Genomic DNA, 24,003 nt, shown 5'->3' with positions numbered 1-24,003 from the left:
ATCGGATCTGATATGCTCGGGCGGCCCATGCTCGATGAACAGATCGGTCAGCACGTCAATCACGTCGTTCGACCGGAAGCGCCGCAGCGGCACCATCGCCAGGCATTCCCGGCTGAACTCGTCGATAATGTCGAGCATTCGGAACTTGCGACCGTTGTGCGTCTGATCCTCGACGAAGTCGTAGGACCACACATGCCGCGATGCTCCGGGCGCAGCCGGATGCACGATCCGTCGCCGAGCCAGAGCCGCCGCCGTTTCGGTTGCCGCTTCGGCACTTTAAGACCCTCCCGCCGCCAGATACGCTCAACCACTGACAGGCTGACCTGCCAGCCCGCCTGGCCCAGCAAGACATGGATGCGGCGATAGCCATACCGGCCATAGTCCTTGGCCAGCGCGATGATGTCGGCTGTTAGCCGCCGCTCGTCGGCATCATCCTTCGGTGGATGGCGCTGTGTCGAACGATGCTGGCCCAGAACACGGCAGGTCCGTCGCTCCGATACCGGCAACGCGCGACGGATCTGCTCGATCGCCTCACGGCGACGGGAGGGACTCAAAAAGTCAGCTTCGACGCCTCTTGCAGGATCGCCTTGTCGAGCGCGAGGTCGGCCACCAGCTTCTTCAGCCGCGCATTCTGGCGCTCCAGATCCTTCATTCGCCGCGCCTGGTCGACCTTCAGCCCGCCATATTCCTTGCGCCACCGATATAGCGTCTGCTCCGCGATCCCGATCTGGCGGCAAGCCTCCACCGCTGTGCCGCCTCGCCCCACAATCACCTCTACTTCACGCAGCTTCGCTATGATCTGCTCCGGCGTAAACCTCTGACGTCCCATACATTTCTCCAATTCTCATGCCCAAATGGGCTCTCTTCAGAATTGGACCAGTTTTTCCAAGGTAGACCACTATCCCTCCGTCAGACCGATGCCAGCCTCACAGGAGGTTTCGGGCAACAGCGGCAAGACTGAGTGCAAGCGCGACAAGGCTGGGAATGATGACCGCCGCCCCGCAGATGAAGGCAAGGACGCCCACCCAATTCCAACTCGGTGCCTGCATCATCACTTCGTCCTTTGCCCAATGGTGTCCACACCACCATCCTTATCGCAAACGATTTGCCTCGCCCTCGGTTTCGGGTCGCCAATCATCAGGTTCGACAAGAGGCTGGTCTGACTTGGCGTCGGTCACGACTCGCTCGGCCGCTCCATCCAGATCATCATACTGCCCGGTGCGCATCGACCAAAGAAAGGCGCCCAGCCCAGCAAGGCCCATCAGCAGCGCGACCGGCACCAGCCACAGGATCCCGCTCATCGGGTAGCGGCCAGGGGAACGAGGGTCGGTGCCGGCGCTCGCCTGCTAAGCCGTGATCCGCGTGCTGCGGGAATTCGCAGAGAGTTCGCAACGACCGAAATCGACGAAAGCGACATGGCGACGGCAGCAAGCAGTGGGGTGACATAGCCCGCCATGGCCACAGGAATCACCAAAAGGTTATAACCGACGGAAAGCGCCAGGTTCTGGCGGACACGTTGCCGGGCCGCGCGCGCGATCTGCACAGCGCGCGGAACCGCATCGAGATCCTGGCCGAGATAAACAATATCCGCGGCCGCCCGACCGATGTCGGCGGCATTGGAAGGAGCCATCGAAACGTGCGCCGCCGCCAGTGCCGGTCCATCGTTCAGCCCATCACCCACCATCAAGGTCAGGCGCTGACTGTCCGCCAGCGCCTGAAGCCGCTCCACCTTATGCTGCGGCAGCAATCCGGCACGCCAGTGGGCGATACCGATCGCGTTCGCGAACCCCGACACAGAAGCAATGTGATCGCCCGAAAGCAGTTCGATAGGCAGCCCAAGCGCGTCAAGCTTGGCCACCGCTTCCCGCGCACTCGTCTTTTCAACGTCCAAGAAGGCAAAATGGCCGGCAAGCTCACCATCGACCGAGAACACGGTCTGGAAACCGCCACTCTCGCCCGTGCCTGGATTCAAAGCCCAATCGGCACGCCCCAGGCGAAACAGATGGCCGTTCCGCTGGCCCTCCAAACCCCGGCCCGGCAGCTCGGAAAAACTGTCCAGATCGAGGCCGGACAAGGCGCCGCCGTTGGCGGCAATCGCGCGTGCGACGGGATGGTTGGAACGCGACGCCAGCGCCATCACGATTGCGCGATAGGGTTCATCGATGGCGATCTTGCTCACTCGCAAATCGCCATGAGTGAGCGTGCCGGTCTTGTCAAAAATCACGGTATCGACCTGTGCAAGCCGCTCGAGCGCGCTTCCATCCTTGAGCGCGATGCCGTGCTCGAACAAGCGCTTCGCCGCGGCGACCTGAACCATGGGTATGGCGAGACCAAGCGCGCAGGGACAGGTCACAATGAGCACCGAAATGGCAATGGTCAGCGCCCGATGCCAATCGCCTGTGTCAAGGAACCACCCGGCAAACACGGCCAAGGCCAGCGAATGGATGATCGGCGAGTAATAGGCCGCAACACGGTCGGCGAGACGGCGATAGCGTGCTCTGCCCTGCTCGGCCGCTTCCATCATTCGCACCATTTCGGATAGAAAGGACCGCGCGTGGCTGTTGGTCACACGCACCTTGAGCGAACCATTGAGATTCAGCATGCCCGAAACGAGCGTGCTTCCCGGTCGTACCGGCACCGGCATCGCCTCGCCCGTGACCGCGGCAGTGTCGAGATCGCCCTCGCCCGCAAGGACAAGACCATCCAGCGGAACACGCTCGCCTGGCGCGACGAGGATGACATCACCCACCGAGACATCCTCGAGCGGTCTAAAAGCGCGCGATCCATCCGTGCCGATTACATTCGCGCCCGCAGGCGTCATTCGCGTCAGCCCGAGCACGGCCGAACGGGCCTTGTCACGCATGGCATGGTCGAGCGTTCGTCCGACAAGCAGGAAAAAGATCAGCGTCACGACCGCGTCGAAATAGGCATGGCGTCCGAAATGCAGCGTGTCGTAGATGCTGAGACCCAGTGTCAGGACGATGCCGATCGAGATGGGCACATCCATATTGGTGCGTCCCGCGCGCAATGCCGACCATGCCGACAAGAAGAAGATGCGCCCCGAAAAGAATACCGCGGGAAGCGCGAGCAGCGCCGAGATGAGATGGAACAGCTGCCGCGTAGCGGGGTCGGCGCCTGACCAGACCGACACCGAAAGCAGCATGATGTTCATCGCCGCGAAGCCGGCGACCGCTGTCGCGACGATCAGCCGGCGCTTTTCGGGATCGGCGCGTTCGTCCGGTTGGCTGAGAAGATTTGCCTCGAAGCCCGCCTCGTTCAGCGTTGCCAGCAAAGGCGGTGCACTCGCGGTTTGCGCTTGCCGCCATGTGACGGTCACACGCCGCGTCGATAGATTGACCCGAGCCGCTACGACGCCCTCGAGGTTACCAAGGATGCGCTCGATCTTCGCCATGCATCCGCCGCAATGCGCGGTCGGGACCGACAGTTGCGTCCTCATCGTTCCGTCATCCAGCGATTGGCTGGCGAAGATGAGTTCATCGACCGATTGCCCGGTCAATGATGTCGGCGCCTGGACGGCAGGCATGGCATGGCTGGCCATGTCTAGGCCTGCGTGTCTGAGACCGCGCGATAGGCATGCCATGTGGCATGTCCAAGCCACGGGAAGATGACGATGAGGCCGATCAAGCCCGTAGCCGCGCAGAGTATGAAAAGCGCAAGGACGATGGCGCCCCAGACGATCATCGGCGCAAGGTTGTTCCAGACGAGCGCCGTGCTTGTTCCCATCGCCGTGAGCGCATCGACCTTGCGATCGAGGAGCATCGGAATGGCAAAAACACTGATCGCAAAAGCGAATGAGGCGAACAGGCCGCCCACCGCCGTGCCGACGCCGAGAATAATCCATCCCACCGGCTCGGTCAGCAGGAAGGCGGTTATGTGAGGCAGGCCGGGAAAGGGGCGCACGCCGAAGAACAACGCATAGATGAGCACCGCGGATCGCATCCACAGTAGCATCAGCAGGCTGAGCAGGACCCCGGTGAAAAGCACCTGCGGGCCCGCCGCCGGTTTCACCAGGAGCATTTCGCGCAGCGACGTATCGCGTCCCGCTTCTCGGTTGCGGCTTTTCTCATAGAGTCCGATGGCCAGCAGCGGGGCAATGATCATGAAGCCGGCGAGCGCGGGAAAAAGAATATAGTCGCGGCCATACAGCGCGAGCATCGCGACAGCAGCGAGAGACAGAAGGAAAATGCCCAGACCGTAGGCCAGGCTCGGCATCGGCCGATGGAAAAGATCCTGCCATCCGGCCTTGAGCCATTGGAAGCCGATGGAAGCGGGAAGATGGCGCTGAAACCGCGCGCTCTTCGTCTCCTCGATGCCCGAGGTCTGGCTCAGCAAGCCATAAGAGGGGCTTTTATCGCTCATGTCCCGCTACCTTTCAGCATGCCGATTTCGCCGCGCGATACTGCCCGCTCCCGTTCGCGCGTTCCTTCAAATGTCCCACGCATTCGGGCTGCGAGCGAAAGGCGACGTAGAAAAAATGCGCGTTCGCAAGAACGAACAGCAAAAGGCCTGCTGCCACCAGCGTCCAGACCAGCCACCGGGATCGGGATCGCATGGCCGTCATCGCTGAGGCGCGCTCAGCGAATGAACATAGAGCGCCAATATCTTGATATCCGAGTCCGTAAGCCGCTCGTCCCATGTCGGCATATGCCCCTGGCGTCCGCCATGGACGGTCTCCACGATCTGATCGATGTCTCCTCCATAGATCCAACGCGCGTCCGTCAGATTGGGAGCGCCGACATCGCGCTTCCCGCGCGCATCCTCGCCATGGCAAATCGCGCAATTGGCCATGAAGACCTCGCGCCCCGATACAATCGACGTCCGATTGGCATTCGTCACGAACTTGGGATGCGACAAGGCGTAGACATAGTTGGCCGCCAGACTGACCTGATCGGCATCGAGTATCCCGTCGCGTCCGAACGAGGGCATCTGCGAGACGCGCCCCTGCGGATGCTCCACATTGACCCCAACACGCATGGTCTGCGCGATCGTCTCAAGGTCGCCGCCCCAGATCCAGTCGTCATCGGTCAGATCGGGATAACCATAACCCCCCTTGGCATTAATGCCGTGGCAGGCGGCGCAGTTGTCGCCGAACAACCGGTGGCCGGTGCTACGCACGATGGTCATGAGCCGGGGGTCGGCCGCGATCTGCTCGAGGTTCTCGCTTTCGATCCGCTTTATCCAGTCGGCCCGTCCCGCCTGCGAATCGACCAGGTGCTTTTCGACCGAGGTGCGCTGGTCGATGTTGAGAATTCCCTTGGTGTAGGTGTCGCCCAAGGGCCAAGTCGGCATGAGAATCCACCAGGCGAAAGCGAAGAGATGGGTGACGATCAGAAAAATCAGCACACCCTTGGGGACCGGCGTATCGAGCTCCTTGATGCCATTCCAGACATGGCCGGTCGTTTCATGACCGCTGACGGGATCGCGCTCTACGTCCATGGCTTGTCGTCCTGATCGAGAACGCTTTGTTTGGCTCGGTTGAACTTGCCACGATTGGACGGCCGGAACGTATAAATGAGGACACCGATCATCAGACCGATGAGGTAGAACAGCCCCCAGCTTTTCGAGAATGCAACAAGAGCCTCGTGGCTTATGTCCATGCCTGCCTCCTCATGTCATTTCACCGGCTCTGGCGGCTTCTGCGGCGCGGCCGTATTCTTGTACGGCACGTCGGTCAGCCGGCCGAGAACCTGAAGATAGGCGACGAGCGCGTCCATCTCGGTGACCTCGGTCGCCACATCGTCGAACACGCGAACCTGCGTTTCTTCGCCATACCGCTCGGTGATACCGGACGAGGTCGAGCTTTCCGGTGTCGCCTGGTCGAAGGCATCGACGCTCGCATTCTCGATCATGGCATCGGTGTAGGGCACCCCCGCGGCCCGCAGCGCCTTGAGGTGCAAGGGCAGATCAGCGAGGCGCAAGGGCGTCCGCGCCAGCCAGGGATAGGCCGGCATATTGGAATCGGGCACCACATCGCGCGGATTGGTCAGATGGGCGACGTGCCAGAAATCGGAATATTTGCCGCCAACGCGGGCGAGGTCGGGTCCGGTGCGCTTCGAACCCCAGAGCATCGGATGGTCATATTTGGATTCGACCGCGAGCGAATAGGGACCATAGCGCTCAACTTCGTCCTGCAGCGTCCGGATCATCTGGCTGTGACAGGCATAGCATCCTTCGCGCACATAGATGTTTCGCCCCGCCAGTTCGAGCGGCGTGTAGAGCCGCATGTCTGGCGCCTCCTCGACCGTCTCGTCGATCGTGAAAAGCGGAGCGATCTCGACGAGGCCGCCGACACTGGCAGCCGCGATGATGGCGAGCACGAAGCCGATCGCCGAACGTTCGAGCTTGCGATGAAACAGTTCCGCCACGGCTCAGGCCCTCCCCGCCGCCGTCGCGGCCTGTAGCGGGACGTCGCCTTCGAACGGCGCCTGGGCCGAGGCGGCGCGAATGGTCCTCCACATATTGTAGGCGCCGATCACAGCACCGATCAGGAACAGAAGGCCGCCGAGCGTACGCGCGATGTAATAGGGATACATGGCTCTGAGCGAATCCAGGAAGGAGTAGGCTAGCGTGCCTTCCTCCGTATAGGTCCGCCACATCAGGCCCTGGATGATGCCCGAGTTCCACATGGCAAAAATGTAGACAAGAGTGCCGGCAAGCGAGAGCCAGAAGTGCCACTCGACCAAGGCGGGCGAATACATCGCCTCGCGCTTCCACAAGGACGGCACCAGCGTGTAGAGCGAGCCGAAGGTGATGAGCGCCACCCAGCCGAGCGCGCCGGCGTGAACATGGCCAACCGTCCAGTCGGTGTAATGCGAAAGCGAATTGACGGGCCGGATGGCGAGGAACGAACCTTCAAAGGTCGAGATGCCATAAAACACCGCCGCGACCATCATGAAGCGGAGCGTCGCATCATCGCGCACGCGGTGCCAGGCGCCGTTCAATGTTAGCAAGGCGTTGCCAGCCGAAGCCCATGACGGCACGAGGAGCATCACCGAGAAGGTCATGCCCAGCGTCTGAACCCAGTGCGGTAGGGCGGTATAATGAAGGTGGTGGGAACCCGCCCACATGTAGAAGAAGGTAATGCCCCAAAAGCTCAGGATCGAGAGACGGTAGGAGAAGATCGGCCGCTGGGCCCGGATGGGCAGGTAGTAATAGAGCATGCCCAGGAAGCCCGCCGTCAGGAAGAAGGCGACGGCGTTATGACCATACCACCACTGCACCATAGCATCCTGGACGCCCGACCAGATGGTGTAGCTCTTCGCATGGCCCAGCGAGACCGGAATCGCGAGATTGTTGATGATATGGAGTATCGCGACGACGAGAATGAAGGCCATGAAGTACCAGTTGGCCACATAAATGTGTGGTTCCTTGCGGCGTGCGAGCGTCCGGATGTAGAGGATGAAGTAGGTCACCCAGACGATCACCAGCCAGATGTCGGCATACCATTCGGCCTCGGCATATTCCTTCGATTGGGTAACCCCGAGCAGATAACCGCTGGCCGCGAGGATGCAGAACAGGTTGTAGCCCACCAGCACGAACCAGGCCGAAAGCTGATCGGGAAGACGCGCCCGCGAGGTCCGCTGCACGACATGCAGCGAGGTGGCGATGAGCGCGTTGCCGCCAAAGCCGAAGATCACGCCGCTGGTGTGCACCGGTCGCAAGCGGCCGAAGCTCGCCCAGGCACTGTCAAACGTCAGGTCAGGGAATGCCAGCAGCGCGGCGACCCAGACCCCCACGAACATCGCCACCACCGCCCAAGCCATGCTGGCGATGATGCCGGCCTTGATGGGCTCGTCATAGTAGCTTTGCAAACGGGATTTTGGCGGTTCCGGTCCCCAGATGCCGCGGATTACGATGATGGCGCAAATGGCGGCAATGGCCAGGATCAGCCAGCCGTGGATTTCCATTGTGTCCTGATTGCCTGCCGCTGCGAGAACGAGGCCGCACAGACCGACGGCAACGGAAATGGCGAGCGCGATCTGGCGTTCGGTCTCGGTCAAGGTCAGTATCATGGCCGATCTATTTCCCCCCTCATCGGTCATCGCCACGGGCTGACAGCGCAGCAGCAGGTTCGCTCCCGATGGGAACACAGCTCGCGCCGAACCAGCAACACGCGGGTCGGACGGAAGTTCCCAACTATTGCCCTGCCGTCTCCCGCGGTAAACACCAAAAAATCAGTGGTCAGCGTCGCTCGCCACGCATCGCGGCCGAATTTGAACCTGTGTTTGGCGACGGCGCAATGGACTTTTGCCGATCAAGCTCTTGGACCGTTAAGCCTGTGTCCAAGACTGGCTCGACCTCCGTCTCCGATCGGTCAGGACTGAGCGGCAGCCGCTCTTCAGCATACTGCGGTCGAATCAGCGTATCGCCGCCAGGTATCGTCCGTCGTCGGCACGGAAGAGCACTGACCCATTGCTGTTGACGGACCATGAGGTCACATCCTGCAGAATGGCCAGGAACCTGGTTTCCTGGTTCCCGAGCGCCGGCACGCAAGCCCGGCGCGTCACGGCGAGCGGTCCGATCCGAAGCGACTGTTCCTCGATCGAATAGTCGCCGGTGAACCTGTTGCAGCCGGCCGATCCGCTCACTCGGCCGTCTTGCGAAAACTGCACCGTCACATTGGATTTGTCGATCAGACCGGTCTGATTGATGTCCTCCACCTTGAATTGCGGGCCGATCAAGCCTGAAGCCGCCGGGCGGTCACCAACGCGAACCATATTGAGCGTCCCCAGATCCTGCTCGAACCGCGTGGGATCGACCGAATGAACCGTATCCGTGGTCCATATCGGGTTGCCCTCGGGATCGGTAATCGTCGCACGGACTGCGTAACGCATGTTGGTCTTCAAGTCCTGTTCCTTCACCCTAATCGAAAATGGCAAAGGAACCTGCTGCCCTGCTGTCTCGCGCGTTTCCTTGGCAATGATCACCGATCTCGCATCGGCGCGCGAAACGTCCAGCAGTCTCACGTTGAATTTCGCGCGGGCGGGCAGAGCGATGCGCTGTCGATAGGATGCGTTGCCGGTTACGACCTTGTCTCTCAGCTCCGCAATGGGGGCTTGGGGATCGACGTATCGCGCGCCTGTCGCGCAGCCGCCGAGCGCGAGCATGGTCATCGCCAGTACGGCTGTGAATGGCTTGTTGAACATGGCGTTTCACTTTGCTGTGCGATTGGAGCGGAAGAGAGCAGGTCAGGCGGAACCCATGGCATCGGCAATAATGGGAGGGCTTCGAGCGGCAGTCCTGTGGGAATCGACTTCGCATAGGATGGTTCCGAACCACGAACGTCCGATGGCGGGCGGAAGATTGGGCTGGATTGGCGCGGGCGGCCCCGGCGGATATCTGATCCCCTCTTGGGAGACAGCCACTGAATTTTGGAACCACACGAAAAGCGCAGTCTAGAACCCGTGGCTTCCCGCCACTGCGCCGAGAACCGTGACAGCCGCGATACCCAGCAATATTCGGTGAAGTGTCTCCATTCGGGCAAAATCTGCGGCGGGCTTGACCGATGTCATCATTCGGCGGTGGAGAAACAGCGGCTCGATCACGAAAAGCATCGCGGCGAACACGGCCCACAGCCCTACCATCGCATGCATCCACCAGAAGCGAAGATCGAAAAAGCGGTCCCACATCTGCGCGCGATAGATCATCCAGAAGCCGCTCAGTCCTGCCAATAGCACCCAGATGCGCGCCTGCGCCGCAAAGCGCCCCTCCAGTCGATGAAAGGCCGCCAGCCGCTCCGCCGGCGGATTGGCGGCGCGCACGGACGGCATCACCACAAGCGTCACGAACGCCACGCCGCCGATCCAGACAAGGACCGCCAGGACATGAACGGCCCGGGCCAGGATGATGTCGTCCATGCCTCCGCTCCCTCAGGCCGCGAGCAGTTCGTCGGCCGGGCCGAAGAACTCATAGTGGATCCTGTCCGACGGCACACCCGCCAGCGACAGGGTCGAGACCGCATGACGCAGGAACGGACGCGGCCCGCAGATGTAATAGTCCGCTTGTGCGACCGGTGTGCTGGCGACCAACCATTCATCGGTAATTATGCCGGCCACATCGTAGTCGCTGCCCTCTGTTTCATCCTCGAGCGGGGTCTGGTGAAAATCGGTGATCGCGATCGATTGGCCATGGCTCGCCACAGCGCGGACATGGTCGCGCATCGCATGGGTGTCGCGGTCATGCGTGCCGTGGATGTAATGAACCGGCACTTCGGCGCCGTTCTGAACGAGGGCTTCGAGCATCGCCACCATCGGCGTCAGGCCCACGCCGCCCGACAGCAGTACGACCGGCCGTTCGACATGATCGGCGAGGAAGAATTCGCCAGCAGGCGCGGCCACCTTCAGGATCGTCCCGGGTTTCGCCTCGTCGTGCAACCAGCCCGACGCGAGCCCTTGCGGCTCGCGCTTGACCGAAATGCGATAGGTTTCGCCATTGGCGGCGGCCGAAATCGAGTAGTTGCGCTTGACCGGCGGATGTCCGGGAATTTCGAGCCAGAAGGTAAGATACTGGCCCGGCTTGTGGCGCATGACGGGGCCGCCGTCGACGGGGCGAAGGACAAAGGAATTGATGACGCTGCTTTCGCGCACAACGTCTTCGACGCGGAAATCGCGCCAGCCGTTCCAGCCGCCGGCCGCGTCCTTCTGTTCGGTGTAGACGCGCTGTTCCCGCGCGATCAGGATATTGGCGAGAAACCAGTAAGCTTCCCCCCAGGCCCCGAGGATTTCGTCGGTCGCCGCATCGCCCAGCACCGCCTTGATCGCACCGAGCAGTGCTTCGGCGACGTGCGGATAGTGCTCCGGCAGTATCTGGAGACCGACATGCTTTTGCGCGATGCGCTCGACCGCGGGAGCCAGCGCGCCGAGATTGTCGATATTGCTGGCATAGGCGAGAATGGCGCCGGTGAGCGCGCGCGGCTGCGAACCGGCGTCACCATGATGCGACTGGTTGAAAAGATCGCGAATGTCCGGGTTCTGGAACATCCTGGAATACATTTCATGCACGATATCCAGACCATGCGCTTCGAGCGCGGGGACCGTCGCCTTGACGAGCGCGATGGTCTGATCGCTGAGGGGCTGCGACATAAACTTCTCCTTGTTGGAAGGGATTCGAGTTTCCCGGCGATCAGGCGCCGGGCGGCTGATCATAGAAATCGACCCGCATTTTCATGGCGCCGATGGGCGTCACGAAGTGCGGCTGCTGCGGCAAGATCAATCCGGGCCGTTCGGGCGTCAGGACAACCTCCGACGGTGGATCGAGATAGGTCAGCCGAAGCTCACCCTCCAGAACGCGGATCAAACCCCAGACACCCGCCTTGGTATCATGGCGTGCCCGCAGGGCGGCCGGGAGCGTGTCCTGATCGAACACCGGCGTCGAACGATAGGGTAGAATGTCAGGCATGGGTGGGTACTCGCCGTTCGCAATGAATGGACCCGGCCTCGCCGTCAGCGACGCTTGGCCGATCGAGCCGAAAAAACATGGCAAGCTGCAGGCTCTCGGCAATCCGCTTCGCTTTCGCCTGCAGAGCCGCAGCTGCGTCGGGCGCCATCATCTCGTTTGTCGTACAGTCCCACAGCGCGAGCCAGCGGTCGAAAAGCGCTGGCGTTATCCTCGACCTGTGCTTCAGGTGCGCTGGCACGGGCTGGCCCTTGTATCGGCCACTGGCGAGCATGACGGATGACCAGAACGCCGCCAGCTTTTCGAGATGTTCCGGCCAGTCATCGATCGCGTCGTTGAAAATCGGCCCCAGGTCGGCATCTGCGCGAACGCGCGCGTAGAAGGCGTCGACAAGCTGCTTGAGCGCCTCATCCTTCAGTTCCAGCTCGGTCATTCGCCCGACTCCAATCATGTATCCGGAATGCATCTATACTTTTCCCTGAAAACATGCAAGATGAATACATCTTAATGCGACGAGCTGAGGAAGAGAGTGGGAACGCCCCATGAAACTGACCCTGTTCACCGACTATTCGATGCGCGTGCTGCTCTATCTGGGCGCGCGGCCTGACCGCCTGTGCTCGATCGGTGAGGTCGCGCAGGCCTACGGAATCTCGCAGAATCACTTGATGAAGGTGGTGAACCAACTCGCACGCAGTGGTGATGTGGAGAGTGTGCGTGGACGGTCGGGCGGCATCCGCCTGGGGCGGCCGCCCGAAGAGATCAACATCGGCGCACTCATACGCCAGACCGAGGACGGCTTCGATCTCGTTGACTGCGGCGGATGCGTGGTCGCGCCTGCATGTGGGCTGACGGGCGTGCTGAAGGAGGCGCTCGGCGCGTTCCTGGCGGTACTTGACCGCTATACGCTTGCCGACCTGCTGACGAAGCGGCGAGATCTCGCGTCGCTCTTCGAGCGTAACGCGGCCGATCGGTTCGAAACCCCTGCGGCGCCAGATGGATGATTGACGTCTTGGCGCATCGAAGCCGAAAAGGAGGAACGTGACATGTTCTGTCCAGAATGTGGTGAACCGGTCGATCCCGCTCCCTTTGACGGTCGTCGCCGCGCGTCGCGGTCATGGATCGCCGCAGGACTCCAAATCGGCGCGCGATGGGTAAAGGTATTGCGCGCTGGACGCTCCAAGCCGGACCGCACGCGGCAGTCCGCTTGCCCGTCTTGCTCCAATCATAAAACCACGAACACGGAAAGGAATTGAACGATATGGCCCTTCACCACGCAGCGCCCGGAGAAGTCGTCGATCTCTTGCCCGAGAACGTGACGACACATGAAGAACATTCCACAGCGATCGTGAAGGCGGACCATTTCGAAACCATCCGGCTGGTGATCCCGAGCGGCACCGAAATGCGCCAGCATCAGGTGCCGGGCAGCATCATGCTGCATTGCCTCGAGGGCCATGTGAAAGTCGAGCTCAGCGCAAGCTCGATCGAACTGCGGCGTAACCAGTGGGTCTATCTCGAAGGAGGCGCGCCGCACTCGGTCAAGGGCGCGGAAAACTCTGTGCTGCTTCTGACGATCCTCTTTCCGCCTGTAGAAGGATCACAGGCAAAAGCCGGCGCCGAGACCTTGGCGGTCGATGCCTATGACGATTGCGACTGTGTCGACCGGTGGGAAGCGGAAGGCGGTCCGGTCGTTCAATCGGATCAGCCTGCCCCCAGGAAGAATTGATCACGGGCGGCATGATGGCACGGCGCGCAGCGCGCTAGTCGCTTTGCTGTACCGCCTCGTAGCCCATAGGGGAGAACCATGGATCGAACACGTCAGCTCTGGATTTGGCTTCTATCATTGCTGGCAGTCTCTTTTGCCGTCCTGCTTCTGGTTGGCCGCGACATCAGCATTCAGGCGCCGCCGCTTCCCGCCAAGGTCGTGACCGCAAACGGCGAAACCGTCTTCACCCGTGCCGAGATGCAGCGTGGCCGCCAGGTCTGGCAATCTATGGGCGGCATGCAACTGGGCTCGATCTGGGGACACGGCGGCTACGTAGCGCCCGATTGGTCAGCCGACTGGTTGCACCGGGAATCACTGGCACTTCTCGATCTCTGGGCACAGCGGGATCTGGGCGGCGCCTTTGAGAGTTTAAACGAGGAACACAAGGCGCTCCTCCAGCGGCGGCTGCAAACGGAAATGCGCCGAAACACGTTTGAAGCGAGCACGGATACCATCACGATCAGCAACGATCGCGCGGTGGCAATCGAGCGGGTGGCAAAGCACTACGTCAATCTGTTCGGCAACGACCCCGCCACGGCCGAGCTGCGCGAAAACTATGCCATGAAGAACGATACGGTCCCCGACGCAGGGCACCGAGCCGCCATGACCTCCTTCTTCTGGTGGACGGCCTGGGCGGCCACAACGGAACGACAAGGGCGGACGACAACGTATACGAACAACTGGCCGAGCGAGCCGCTGGTCGGGAATCGCCCACCATCAAGTACATTCATCTGGTCGGCCTTCAGCGTCACCTTCCTGCTTGCCGGCATCGCGCTGTTGGGTTGGCACCATGCGGTGACGCACGGACGAAGGGAGAAGGAGCACGACCTCCCCGCGAAAGATCCGCTGCGCGAGATCGCGGTGACGCCTTCGATGCGGGCGACAGCCAAATATTTCTGGGTCGTTCTCGCACTGTTTCTCGCGCAGATCATGCTGGGTGCAATGACGGCCCACTATCAGGTCGAGGGGCAGCTGGTTTATGGCTATGAAGCGGCCGAGATCCTGCCTTATTCGATCACCCGCACCTGGCACACGCAGCTTGCCGTGCTGTGGATCGCGACAGCCTGGCTGGGAACGGGCCTCTACATAGCTCCTGCGATCTCGGGCCATGAACCGAGGTTCCAGGCTCTGGGTGCCAACATCCTCTGGGCCTGCCTCCTGATTATCGTCGTGGGCTCCTTTGCCGGGCAATGGCTCGCGGTGATGCAGAAACTGGGACTGGAGAGGAACTTCTGGTTCGGACACCAGGGCTGGGAATATGTCGATATGGGGCGCTTCTGGCAGTGGTTTCTCTTCATCGGCCTGATGCTCTGGCTTGTGCTCGTCGGCCGGGCGCTCTGGCCTGCGCTCAAAGAGAAGTCCGAATCCCGCCACATCACGATGCTGTTTTTCCTATCCGCCGTAGCCATCGGACTCTTCTACGGTGCCGGGCTGTTCTGGAATGAGCATACAGCGCTCTCCATGATTGAATATTGGCGTTGGTGGGTGGTCCATCTGTGGGTCGAAGGCTTTTTCGAGGTGTTCGCCACCGCGGTCATCGCCTTCCTCTTCACGCGCCTCGGCCTCATTCCGACACCCACCGCCACGGTCGCCGTCTTGTTTGCCACGATCATCTTCATGGCAGGCGGAGTGCTGGGAACGTTGCACCATCTCTACTTCGCGGGAACCTCGATCGCGGTGCTGGCGCTTGGCGCGAGCTTCTCAGCGCTCGAGGTCGTGCCGCTCGCCTATATTGGCTTCGAAGCTTATGAACACTGGAAGCTGAGCAGCGCGACACCCTGGATGCAGCGTTATAAATGGCCCGTCATGTTCTTCCTGGCGGTATCCTTCTGGAATCTCGTCGGAGCAGGCCTGTTCGGCTTCCTCATCAATCCGCCGCTGTCGCTCTATTACATGCAGGGTCTCAATCTGACGCCGCTGCACGGACACACCGCATTGTTCGGCGTATACGGCATGTTGGGCGTCGGGCTCGTCCTGTTCTGCCTGCGTGGCATGTTGCCGAACCTGATCTGGAACGAAGGCGTGCTGAAGACGAGCTTTTGGTGCTTCAACATCGGCCTTGCGTTGATGGCGCTCCTGACCTTGCTGCCACTTGGTACGCTTCAGCTGACCGCCGCGATTGACAAGGGCTACTGGTACGCTCGCTCGGCCGAGTTCATGCAGCAACCGGTGGTCGATCTGCTGGTGTGGCTGAGGGTTCCTGGAGATATCGTCTTTTCTGCCGGGGCGGTAGCGCTCGCCTGGTTTGTCGCCAGTCTTTGGCTCAGACCCCGGTCTGACGACAGCGAGGCGCAAATTGCACAGTGATCGATCGAGGAGTCCGATGCCGCGCAGTCCCAGCCAACCCTTGCTCGTGGGCTAGCCACGTTCTGTCGACAAACGCCACACTTGGATGCGAGTTTCGGTGAACCTTTTGTCCATGCGCACCAAACTTCTGTTCGCAGGTCTGGCAGCCGGGTCGATGGCTGCTCTATCCTCGCCCGCGATTGCTCAGATGCCGCCCGGCTCACGGGACTGTTCATTCCAGTCGCTATCGCCGGAGGAAAAGTCTCGGTACCAATCCCGTTACCGGCGCCGCGTGCGCGTCGATGGGCAAGCTTTTGCCGATAATGGCTGTATGAACAGGTGTGCATGACAGCCTCTGAGCGCAAAGCCCTCCGGCGTCCCCGCAAGGGCAAAAACTGCCGCGCCGTTTCGCGCCCCGTCACCAGCTTGGACGGATCCATGACAGTTGGCATCGGGCGCAAATGCGACTGACGCGCTCGATGCCGCACATGGCGATCATGGTGCGTTTCCAGGAGGGGACCAAATCCTACGCTAAGAATTTTGGCCAGCGATATTCTTCGCCGGTCAGGGTTATGTGCTCCCACCCCGCTCCTTACGGAGATCGAATCCACTGATCACTGAATTCTGACTTTAGAAACGTTTCTTGAATCGGGATCCATGGATGAAAAGGGGCCGACTCTCTGCATTCAGCGAATATTCGAACGCGAAGGCAGAAGGCCGGCCTGATCGATCAGAAGCTGATCGTTGCCGTGCCCCAAAAGCGGCGCCCTTCATCGAGCATCCAGTTGCCGTCGAGACCATCAAACCGGCCGCGGTCATCGACCGGCACGATCTTGTCGGTGACGTTGAGCACCGCCGCCCTCAGCGCGAAATTCTCATTGATCGTGAAATTGATGCCGACATCGAAGGTCGTGCTCCCTTCACGGGTGCGGGTGTTGAGCGCGCCGTTGCGGAACCCGCTGAAAGTCTGCTTGCCCGAGTAGTAGCCGAGCACATAGGCCGCGATCTGCTCGGTCGCTTGCCAGTCCAGGCGAACGTTGGCCATGTGCCTGGGCGTCTTGTCGAGCGGCGTTCCGTCAAGCGAACTGCCGTCGAAAGCGGGCTCGCCGCCACCCTTCCGGACGGAATCGGTGTAGGTATAATTCGCGGTCAGCAGCAATGCCGGGGTGATCGGCAGTCTGCCATTCACTTTGTCAAACGGCGCGCAAACGGGACCCCGTATAGGCGTTGAAGGGGGACCCCCTTTTCGAGATTGAGCGGAGGGTTGATGCCCTGCGCTGTGTGCGGCGGAGGTCGGGCGTAGCCCGGCCGGAGGCGTACACAGCGCAAGTTCGTTTTGAAGCTGGGGTGAGAGTGGCGGCTAACTGCGGTTTTTGAAGCGCCAGCTGTCGTTGCCGGTCTCGACGATATCGCAGTGATGAGTGACGCGGTCGAGCAGAGCCGTGGTCATTTTGGGATCCCCGAACACGGTAGGCCATTCGCCGAAGGCGAGGTTGGTCGTGATAACGACGCTGGTGCGTTCGTAGAGCTTGCTGATCAGGTGGAACAGGAGCTGGCCACCAGAGCGCGCGAACGGCAGATATCCCAACTCATCGAGCACCACCAGGTCGAGCCGTGAGAGCTGTCCCGCCAGGGTCCCGCCCTTGCCGATCCGGGCCTCCTCTTCGAGGCGTGTCACCAGATCGACGGTGTTGAAGTATCGTGCCCGAGCCCCTTTGCGCACGACGTTGGCGGTAATCGCGATGGCGAGGTGGGTCTTGCCGGTGCCCGTGCCGCCGACGAGCACGATGTTGCGACGCGCCGGTAGGAAGGAGCCATCATGCAGGGAGCGGATCAGTCCCTCGTTGATCGGCGTCCCTTCGAAGCTGAACCGCTCCAGGTCCTTCACCACCGGCAGCCGCGCGGCCGTCATGCGATATCGGATCGAGGCGGCGTCGCGATGGGTGGCTTCCGCGCGGAGCAGATCGGTCAGGATCTCCATGGTGGTGCGCTGGCGCTGGAGGCCGGTGGTGACGGCCTCGTCGAACGCGGCCACCATGCCCTTGAGGCCCAGGCCGCGCATTGTGTCGATCATCTCATGCCGCTGCATCATAGCCTCGCAGTCGGTCATAGCTGGCACAGTCGGCGATCGGCGGGTGACTCAGCATCCGGTCTTCCGAAGTGACGATGCTATGGGGCGTCGCCGGCTCGCGGCGACGGGAGAGGATGTTGAGGATCAGGTCGTCGCTGACCGTTCCGCTCGCCAGCGCTTCGCGCACCGCCGCCTCGACCTGCTCCAGCCATCGGTGAGCACGGCCGAGAGCACCCGCACGAACCTGCGATCCGCCTCATCCCCGTGCCCCAGCCTGCGTCGCAGGCGATGGAGGGATGGCGGCAACTCCCAGTCCTGGAACGGCGCGCCGTTGCGCAGGGCACCGGGCTTGTGGGCCAGAACCGGCAGATAATGCCAGGGATCGTAAATGGTGCGGTTCCGCCCGAAGTGACGCTCATGTTCCCCGACGATCTCTTCGCCGCAGCGGATGACGATCCGGCCCGCATAGGCGCGCACCTGCACCGTGCGCCGCGCCGCCCTGGACATGACCGAGTAGCGGTTGCGGTCGAAGCTGATGAGGCAGGTGCCGGTGACGGCATGCTCGCTCTCATGGAAGCCATCGAAGGGCGCCAGGATCGGCTGCAGGACAGGCCGCTCCATCTCCAGCGCCTAGGCCACGGTGATATCGCCGCGCTCGGGATGGGTGTGGTGCTCGGCCCAGCGCCGGCACTCCGCCTTCCTTCTCACGATCTGGCTTTTGAGCCATTCGAGCATGGAATCTTTTGCCATCATGGGCGTCGTCGTCGCTCTCGGCAGCATCGTCTACCGGGCCAGCATCCGCCGGTCATCAACGTAGGGGTCACGACGGTGGAGCGAGCGGTCGGCTCTTCAAGCCCAACGCGATCGGCTCATTTCTCGCTCACCAGTCGTGAACTAACGGCAAATTTGTCAGAATTTGAGGGTGAAAGTGATTTATGGCCCTCATTTTTGTTTCAAGCAGCGCCTGCCGAATGCATCTCTGCGATTGATGTCTTCTGCAAAAGCTTGTTGGCATCGGATGCTCGCTGATCACACCTAACCCGTAATCGTGCCTCTGGCTGACATACCCGACAAACGTATAAGCTCGCCATGCGCGGGCGTCACCAACCCAATTCCGCGTGCGATCCCAAGCGCACAAGCTGCAAGGTGTCGTCATCGGGCTTGCGGTAAATCAGCACGAGGTCGGGCTTTATGTGGCAATCGCGATGGTCGCGCCAGTCGCCGGTCAGCGCATGGTCGCGGTGGCGCGGTTCAAGCGGCTCGTCGGATGCCAGCGCCTCGATGATCGGGATCAGGTCAGCGTCCAGCGTCTTGGCGTGCTGCCCCTTCTTCTCCCGCTTGTAGTCGCGCTTGAACCGCCCGAAGCGTTCAATCGTCCGCATTGAGGTCGGCCATCAGGTCGACCACCGTGGCGAACCGCTTGCCCTTTCCCTCGCGCGCTTCCTTCATGGCCTCGATCGTCTCGGCATTGGGCACCAGCGGTTCAAACGGCAAGGCCTTGTCGCGGGCAACGCGGGTCAGCATCAGGCGCACGGCATCGGAGACGGTCAGCCCCATAGCAGCCAGCACGGTCGCGGCTTCCTCCTTCACCGCTCCGTCGATCCGGGTCTGCACAAGAGCGTTTGCGGCCATGTCGATTTCCTTTCTGCATGACGATGTAATGCAAGCGAACGCAAAGTGCAATCAGGCAAAGCCCCGGCTATCGACATGGCGACCGGGCTTCGCGTTTTTCACCTTCAATGCTGTGAGTGCCATCGGTTCGGGGCCCTGATCGGGAATGTTGGGGCCGTTCTCACACTTTCGGTGGGCAAACGGTCCCACAATCGTTCCACATTTTGGGCCAAATTCAGGCAAATCAGGGAGACGACCGCGAACAACTTACAAGACAAATCGTTGCTTTTTCAGTGTAGGTAGGGGTAGGGACGCCATCAGCTCGCTTGACACAAGGTTCTACACTCGACAGCGGGGTCCTCTACCACCGGGCAATTCTGCAGGATGCTGCAAACCGCGCGATATCAATGGCGGGCGAAAATTCGCTGACCGGCGCTGCCGAAGGCCACCACCGTATAGGGTTGGCGGGCAGCGCCTGCCACTTCCATGCCCTCCGAACCGATCGGCATCCCCGCAACCGCAATGCCTTTGACGCCCGCAGGACGGGTCGCCAGCAAGCGCTTGACGTCGGATATCGGGACATGGCCCTCGATCATATAGCCATCGACGATCGCGCTGTGGCAAGATGCCAGCGTCCGGGGCATGCCGGCCTTGCGCTGAAGCTCGCTGCGCGACGCATCGTCACGCATGACGACCTTGCGTCCCAGCTTCGCGCGCACGGCCTGCGCCCACTTCTCGCAACATCCACATCCCGGATCCCGGTGGACGACGATATCACTGGCCGCAAGCGCTACGCCGGGCATGGCGAGGAACAGCAAGGCGACGAATAGGCGGGTCTTCATGAAATGACTCCCGGAAGAACGATAAGCATGGGGCAGAGGCCCCTTCTTTTCTATACGCATCAATGCGCCCCTCCCCTCATCACGCAGATGATTTTACGATGGCGGGCGGCCTCCAGGCTAGCGGCAGGGACACAAGCAGCGCTAGCGATAGACCACCAATCCCCCACAGAACGAGCGGCTGCGCCCCGGGAGCGACGATGGCTATCGCCAGCGGCGCGAGCGCCTGCCCGATGCTGGCGGCGGAATGCTGGAAACCGAGCTTCACGCCTGAAGGGGCCCCGCCGCCGCTGATCCAGAAGCTGGTGACCAATCGAAGGGTTGCCGAGCTCCAGCCGGCAGCAACGATGATCCCACTGAGTTCGGCCATGCTCGCGGCGACAGGGAACAGGAAAAGCGCCGCAGCCAGCAGGCCGAGCGTCAGCCCCGCAAGCCGCCTCGGCATGGTCACCAGCCAATCGAGCCTCGCATGGAAGATCTGTGCTGCCAGCATGCCCAATCCGCAGAGACTGAGCATCCAGGCGATCTCTTCGCGGCTCAGCGAAATGACGCTCCGCGTCACCAGGAGATTGACATGCATCGCCGCCAGCCCGCCGCCCGCGACGATCGTGACGAAAAGCAGGATCAGCGTCGCGCCGAGCGTCGGCGCGGGCAGGTCTCCGCCATCGATGCAAGGTGCACACCAGCGCGGCAGACGCACGGCGCAAAGCGCCGCCCCGACGGCACCGATGCCGAGAGCGAGGATCATGAGGGGAGCGCGGGGCAGGATCGCGGCCGAGACCTCCGCCACCAGCGGACCGGCGAGATCGCCCAGAAACACGAAGGCGGTCAGCCAGGTGAAGCGGCGCGCCTGGTCCGCGCGCCCGCTTGCGGCAAAGCTCGCGCAGAGCAAGCCCAACGGTATGATGGCGGCCGACGCCATCCCCGCCACCAGACGCAATGCATAAAGCTCAGGCAACCCGACGAGGCCGATCGGCGCGGTCACCAGCGCGAGGATGACCAGCGCTGCGCGCAACATCGCCCGATAGTCGACCCGGTCCGCGATCCAGCCCCAGAGCGGCGCCGCCAGCAAGGCTGCCAGGGGATGGACCGCGGTCAGGCTCGCGACGTGAAAATCATGAGCGCTTGACGATAGCGCGCCACGAGCCGGGTCGACCAGTGCCGGAAGGAAGGCGAGAATGGCCGTCTGTCCCGCCGACGCCGCAGCCGCCGCGAGCAACAAGACGAAAAAGGAGGCCGGCCAGCGACCGTTGGCTTGCGATCCAGCCTTGTCACGCGGCGCGTTCGCGGTCGATCCCTCGAGTGGCCATCCGCGGATCACCACCAGGCGCGCAAGCCGATCACCAGCCTGTGTTCGGAAGGCCCTTCCCTGCGCAGGCGACGGAAATCGGCCGTGCCGTCAAATGCGCGCTCCCAGACGAAGCCGATATAGGGCGCGAACTTGCGCGACACCTCGTAGCGCAACCGTCCGCTCAGCTCGACATTGCTGAAGCCGCTGCCGAGCTGCCGATCGCTCGACCGCTTCGAATAGATATTGGTTTCCACCTGCGGCGTAAGGATCAACCGATTGGTGAACAGGACCTCATAGGAGGCCTTGGCGCGCGCCGCGAGACGCCCATCGGTTCCTACATAGCCGGTGAGCTGGACGTCGAACCAATAGGGCGCCAGTCCCTCGACGCCGGCGGCGAGCCAGGTGGTCGCACCCTTGCCGAGATCCTGCCTGACCCCGAGCAGCGTGCCCCAGAACGGGTTCTTGCTGTGCCACCACAGCGCCTCGACGCTGCTCTCCGGATCGAGACGTTGGTCGCGGGAGTTCTTGAGCCCCTGGCTGCGCAGCCAGAGCTTGTCATTGTCCTGACCCTTGGTGACGAGCACGGTCCAGCCCACGCCCTGACCCTCGTTGCCGCTGGTGAACTCGAGCTCATCCACAAGTATCTTGGGGATCGAGAGCTTGTCGGCCATCTCATAGCCCGGCAGCGTCGAGTTGCGATAGCCGTCGGCATAATCGTCCGAGTTGCGCGCGTCCGGCGGGGCCTTGCCACCCTGCATCGAGCCCATGTCCATCGTGGCGCCGTTACCGGACGCCTTCGTGTCGGTCATATCCATGCCCGGCATGTCCATGCCCGCATGCTCCTGAGAGCCTTGCGCGGAAGGTGAGTTTGGATCGGGAGTGGCCGTTTGGGCAGGGGTGGCGGCGGGCGACGGGGGCAAGGCATCCTGCGCGAGGGCGGGAGCCGTGATCGCCGGCGCCAGGAAGAGGGCAACGCCAAGAGCAATGCCGCGCGAGGGGATAATCCGGATCATGCGACCACCACCTCCCGGAACATGCCGGCCGCCATGTGATAGAGCAGATGGCAGTGGAAGGCCCATCGGCCCATGGCGTCGGCGGTGACGCGGAAGCTCACCCGCTGGGCGGGCTGGACCACGACCGTATGCTTGCGGACCTGGAAGGCGCCGTCCGGGCCTTCGACATCGCTCCACATGCCGTGCAGATGCATCGGATGCGCCATCATCGTGTCGTTGACGAAGGTGACGCGCAGCCGCTCGTTCGGCTTGAAATGCAGCGGCCGGGAATCGTTGAGCTTGATGCCGTCGAGCGACCAGATGAACCGTTCCATATTGCCCGTCAGATGCAGCTCGATGTCGCGCTCGGGCTCGCGCGGGTCGGGATCGCCGCCCGGCGTGCGCAGATCGGCCAGCGTCAGCACGCGCCAGCCGCGCCCGCGCAGCCCGGCGCCGGGATCGTCGAGATTGGTGCGCGGATAGTCGACGCGCATGTCGGTATTGGCGCCATATTCGGTGCGGGCGTGCCGTGCCCTGGCCGGCATCTCGGTCATGCCGTGCCCGGCATGCGCGTCGCCTCCCATTGCGCCCATCGTCGCCATCGCGCCCATCATGTCGACCGGCTCGAGCCAGGTCCGGGCATCGAGCGGCGGCACGGCTGCCGCCATGCCCGGGGCCGGTGCGATCGTGCCACGCGCATAGCCGCTCCGATCGATCGCCTGCGCGAAGATGGTGCGGGCGCCGCCCTCGGGCATGGTGAACTCGACGTCGTAGGTCTCGCCCGGGCCGATCCGGAATTCCTCGACCGTGACCGGCTCGACCGGCTGCCCGTCGGTCGATACGACCGTCAGCTCGACCCCGGGGATCCGCACGTCGAAGAACGTCGCCGTCCCCGCGCCGACGAAGCGCAGGCGCACGCGCTCGCCGGGCGCGGCGATACCGGTCCAGTTGCCGGCGGGCGGCGCGCCGTTCATCAGATAGGTGTAGGTCGCGGCAGAGACATCGCTGTAGTCGGTCGGGTTCATCCGCGAGCTGTTCCACATCCGCCGCCGCTCGAGCGCCTTGCCCAAGCCCATGGTGCCGACATCCTTGAGGAAATCGCCGGCGGTCGGCTGCGCAAAATTATAGTAGCTGCTCTGCTTCTTGAGATTGAGGAAGATCTGCAGCGGCGGCTCGTCCGACCAGTCGCTGAGCACGATGCAATAGTCGCGATCGGGCGCCCGCGCCGCCGGCGCCTGTTTCGGCTCCACGATGATCGCTCCATAGAGTCCCGTCTGCTCGGCGAGCGTGTGAGCGTGATACCAGTAGGTTCCGCTCTGGCGGACCTCGAAGCGATAGGTGAAGGTCTCGCCCGGCGCGATGCCGGCAAAGCTGATGCCGGGCACGCCGTCCATCTCCGCCGGCACGATGATGCCGTGCCAATGGATGCTCGACATCTCCTTGAGGCCGTTGCGCACACGGAGCGTGACCGTGTCGCCTTCGCGCAGGCGCAGGACCGGCGCGGGCACGCTGCCGTTCACGGCGGTCGCGATACGGCGTTTGCCGGTGAAGTTGACTGGCAGCTCGGCGATCTCGAGGTCGAACTCGGTCCCGCTAAGCTCGGCGGGCGAGACTGGGGCGGATCGCGCGAGAAGCGCCGGGGCGAAGCCGGCAACCGCGCCGCCGATCGCCAGCCCCTGGACGAAACGGCGCCGTGCGATCGGCCGGATATGTAAGGGAGACATGAACTGTACTTT

23 protein-coding genes and 2 pseudogenes are annotated in these 24,003 nt (G+C 62.3%); 3 read left to right on the top strand and 22 right to left on the bottom strand.

Going from position 1 to position 24,003, the window contains the following annotated elements:
* The 13 genes and pseudogenes from ACODTA_RS26730 to ACODTA_RS26670 all read right to left on the bottom strand — a co-directional run.
* Nucleotides 1-829 (bottom strand): annotated as a pseudogene (locus ACODTA_RS26730) (IS3 family transposase); the annotation flags it as partial.
* 262 nt (nucleotides 830-1,091) lie between these two features.
* The gene (gene ccoS, locus ACODTA_RS26725) at nucleotides 1,092-1,301 is read right to left on the bottom strand and encodes a cbb3-type cytochrome oxidase assembly protein CcoS (RefSeq protein ID WP_004212718.1); all 210 of its coding nucleotides are present in this window, start codon (nucleotides 1,299-1,301) and stop codon (nucleotides 1,092-1,094) included.
* Nucleotides 1,298-3,559 (bottom strand): heavy metal translocating P-type ATPase, encoded by a 2,262-nt coding sequence (locus tag ACODTA_RS26720; RefSeq protein ID WP_004212717.1) that lies wholly within the window; start codon nucleotides 3,557-3,559, stop codon nucleotides 1,298-1,300. Before ACODTA_RS26720 ends, ccoS begins: the two co-directional genes overlap by 4 nt.
* 2 nt (nucleotides 3,560-3,561) lie before the next feature.
* Entirely contained in the window at nucleotides 3,562-4,380 is an 819-nt protein-coding gene (locus ACODTA_RS26715) for a DUF2189 domain-containing protein (RefSeq protein ID WP_004212715.1), read from the bottom strand.
* Between the two features lie 198 nt (nucleotides 4,381-4,578).
* A complete protein-coding gene (gene ccoP, locus ACODTA_RS26710; RefSeq protein ID WP_004212713.1) occupies nucleotides 4,579-5,457 on the bottom strand; it encodes a cytochrome-c oxidase, cbb3-type subunit III in 879 nt (292 codons plus the stop codon).
* Nucleotides 5,448-5,618 (bottom strand): cbb3-type cytochrome c oxidase subunit 3, encoded by a 171-nt coding sequence (locus ACODTA_RS26705; RefSeq protein ID WP_004212711.1) that lies wholly within the window; start codon nucleotides 5,616-5,618, stop codon nucleotides 5,448-5,450. Before ACODTA_RS26705 ends, ccoP begins: the two co-directional genes overlap by 10 nt.
* 15 nt (nucleotides 5,619-5,633) lie before the next feature.
* Nucleotides 5,634-6,386, bottom strand: a complete 753-nt coding sequence (ccoO, locus tag ACODTA_RS26700) for a cytochrome-c oxidase, cbb3-type subunit II (protein WP_004212709.1) — start codon at nucleotides 6,384-6,386, stop codon at nucleotides 5,634-5,636.
* 3 nt (nucleotides 6,387-6,389) lie between these two features.
* Nucleotides 6,390-8,033, bottom strand: coding sequence for a cytochrome-c oxidase, cbb3-type subunit I (gene ccoN / locus ACODTA_RS26695; RefSeq protein ID WP_004212708.1), 1,644 nt, complete (start codon nucleotides 8,031-8,033; stop codon nucleotides 6,390-6,392).
* A gap of 345 nt (nucleotides 8,034-8,378) precedes the next feature.
* Entirely contained in the window at nucleotides 8,379-9,167 is a 789-nt protein-coding gene (locus tag ACODTA_RS26690; RefSeq protein ID WP_004212707.1) for a YbaY family lipoprotein, read from the bottom strand.
* Nucleotides 9,168-9,416: 249 nt separating this feature from the next.
* Entirely contained in the window at nucleotides 9,417-9,878 is a 462-nt protein-coding gene (locus ACODTA_RS26685) for a hypothetical protein (protein WP_004212706.1), read from the bottom strand.
* A gap of 12 nt (nucleotides 9,879-9,890) precedes the next feature.
* Nucleotides 9,891-11,102: an NO-inducible flavohemoprotein gene (gene hmpA / locus ACODTA_RS26680; RefSeq protein ID WP_004212704.1), complete on the bottom strand. Its 1,212-nt coding sequence runs from the start codon at nucleotides 11,100-11,102 to the stop codon at nucleotides 9,891-9,893.
* 40 nt (nucleotides 11,103-11,142) lie between these two features.
* Nucleotides 11,143-11,418: a TehB family protein gene (locus ACODTA_RS26675; protein WP_004212703.1), complete on the bottom strand. Its 276-nt coding sequence runs from the start codon at nucleotides 11,416-11,418 to the stop codon at nucleotides 11,143-11,145.
* Nucleotides 11,411-11,848 (bottom strand): group III truncated hemoglobin, encoded by a 438-nt coding sequence (locus ACODTA_RS26670; protein WP_004212701.1) that lies wholly within the window; start codon nucleotides 11,846-11,848, stop codon nucleotides 11,411-11,413. Before ACODTA_RS26670 ends, ACODTA_RS26675 begins: the two co-directional genes overlap by 8 nt.
* Before the next feature lie 109 nt (nucleotides 11,849-11,957).
* On the opposite strand from ACODTA_RS26670, the gene ACODTA_RS26665 reads away from it, so the two are divergent.
* From ACODTA_RS26665 to ACODTA_RS26655, 3 genes are all read left to right on the top strand, one after another.
* Nucleotides 11,958-12,416 (top strand): Rrf2 family transcriptional regulator, encoded by a 459-nt coding sequence (locus ACODTA_RS26665; RefSeq protein WP_004212699.1) that lies wholly within the window; start codon nucleotides 11,958-11,960, stop codon nucleotides 12,414-12,416.
* Between the two features lie 257 nt (nucleotides 12,417-12,673).
* The gene (locus tag ACODTA_RS26660) at nucleotides 12,674-13,138 is read left to right on the top strand and encodes a cupin domain-containing protein (RefSeq protein ID WP_004212697.1); all 465 of its coding nucleotides are present in this window, start codon (nucleotides 12,674-12,676) and stop codon (nucleotides 13,136-13,138) included.
* Nucleotides 13,139-13,216: 78 nt separating this feature from the next.
* Nucleotides 13,217-15,484, top strand: coding sequence for a nitric-oxide reductase large subunit (locus tag ACODTA_RS26655; RefSeq protein ID WP_025549136.1), 2,268 nt, complete (start codon nucleotides 13,217-13,219; stop codon nucleotides 15,482-15,484).
* A 709-nt stretch (nucleotides 15,485-16,193) separates the two neighbouring features.
* Here ACODTA_RS26655 and ACODTA_RS26650 read toward each other — a convergent pair.
* From ACODTA_RS26650 to ACODTA_RS26610, 9 genes and pseudogenes are all read right to left on the bottom strand, one after another.
* A complete protein-coding gene (locus ACODTA_RS26650; protein WP_004212694.1) occupies nucleotides 16,194-16,652 on the bottom strand; it encodes a TonB-dependent receptor domain-containing protein in 459 nt (152 codons plus the stop codon).
* A 171-nt stretch (nucleotides 16,653-16,823) separates the two neighbouring features.
* Nucleotides 16,824-17,552 (bottom strand): IS21-like element helper ATPase IstB, encoded by a 729-nt coding sequence (istB, locus tag ACODTA_RS26645; RefSeq protein WP_025549137.1) that lies wholly within the window; start codon nucleotides 17,550-17,552, stop codon nucleotides 16,824-16,826.
* Nucleotides 17,539-18,233, bottom strand: a pseudogene (locus ACODTA_RS26640) (Mu transposase domain-containing protein); the annotation flags it as partial. The gene istB and the pseudogene ACODTA_RS26640, both read right to left, overlap by 14 nt.
* 401 nt (nucleotides 18,234-18,634) lie before the next feature.
* Entirely contained in the window at nucleotides 18,635-18,916 is a 282-nt protein-coding gene (locus tag ACODTA_RS26635) for a type II toxin-antitoxin system YafQ family toxin (RefSeq protein WP_004212690.1), read from the bottom strand.
* Complete coding sequence (locus tag ACODTA_RS26630; protein ID WP_004212689.1) at nucleotides 18,903-19,166, bottom strand: type II toxin-antitoxin system RelB/DinJ family antitoxin; 264 nt, start codon at nucleotides 19,164-19,166, stop codon at nucleotides 18,903-18,905. The genes ACODTA_RS26635 and ACODTA_RS26630 overlap by 14 nt, the downstream gene beginning before the upstream one ends.
* A gap of 383 nt (nucleotides 19,167-19,549) precedes the next feature.
* Complete coding sequence (locus ACODTA_RS26625; protein WP_007683347.1) at nucleotides 19,550-19,987, bottom strand: DUF411 domain-containing protein; 438 nt, start codon at nucleotides 19,985-19,987, stop codon at nucleotides 19,550-19,552.
* 79 nt (nucleotides 19,988-20,066) lie between these two features.
* Complete coding sequence (locus ACODTA_RS26620) at nucleotides 20,067-21,308, bottom strand: MFS transporter (RefSeq protein ID WP_066969879.1); 1,242 nt, start codon at nucleotides 21,306-21,308, stop codon at nucleotides 20,067-20,069.
* Nucleotides 21,302-22,288: a copper resistance protein B gene (locus tag ACODTA_RS26615; RefSeq protein ID WP_009823975.1), complete on the bottom strand. Its 987-nt coding sequence runs from the start codon at nucleotides 22,286-22,288 to the stop codon at nucleotides 21,302-21,304. Before ACODTA_RS26615 ends, ACODTA_RS26620 begins: the two co-directional genes overlap by 7 nt.
* Nucleotides 22,285-23,991: a copper resistance system multicopper oxidase gene (locus ACODTA_RS26610; protein ID WP_062343367.1), complete on the bottom strand. Its 1,707-nt coding sequence runs from the start codon at nucleotides 23,989-23,991 to the stop codon at nucleotides 22,285-22,287. The genes ACODTA_RS26615 and ACODTA_RS26610 overlap by 4 nt, the downstream gene beginning before the upstream one ends.
* Between the last annotated feature and the right edge of the window lie 12 nt (nucleotides 23,992-24,003).

It is taken from the genome of Sphingomonas sp. FG14 (genome assembly GCF_057809675.1).
This window is presented reverse-complemented; position numbering and strand designations above follow the sequence as displayed.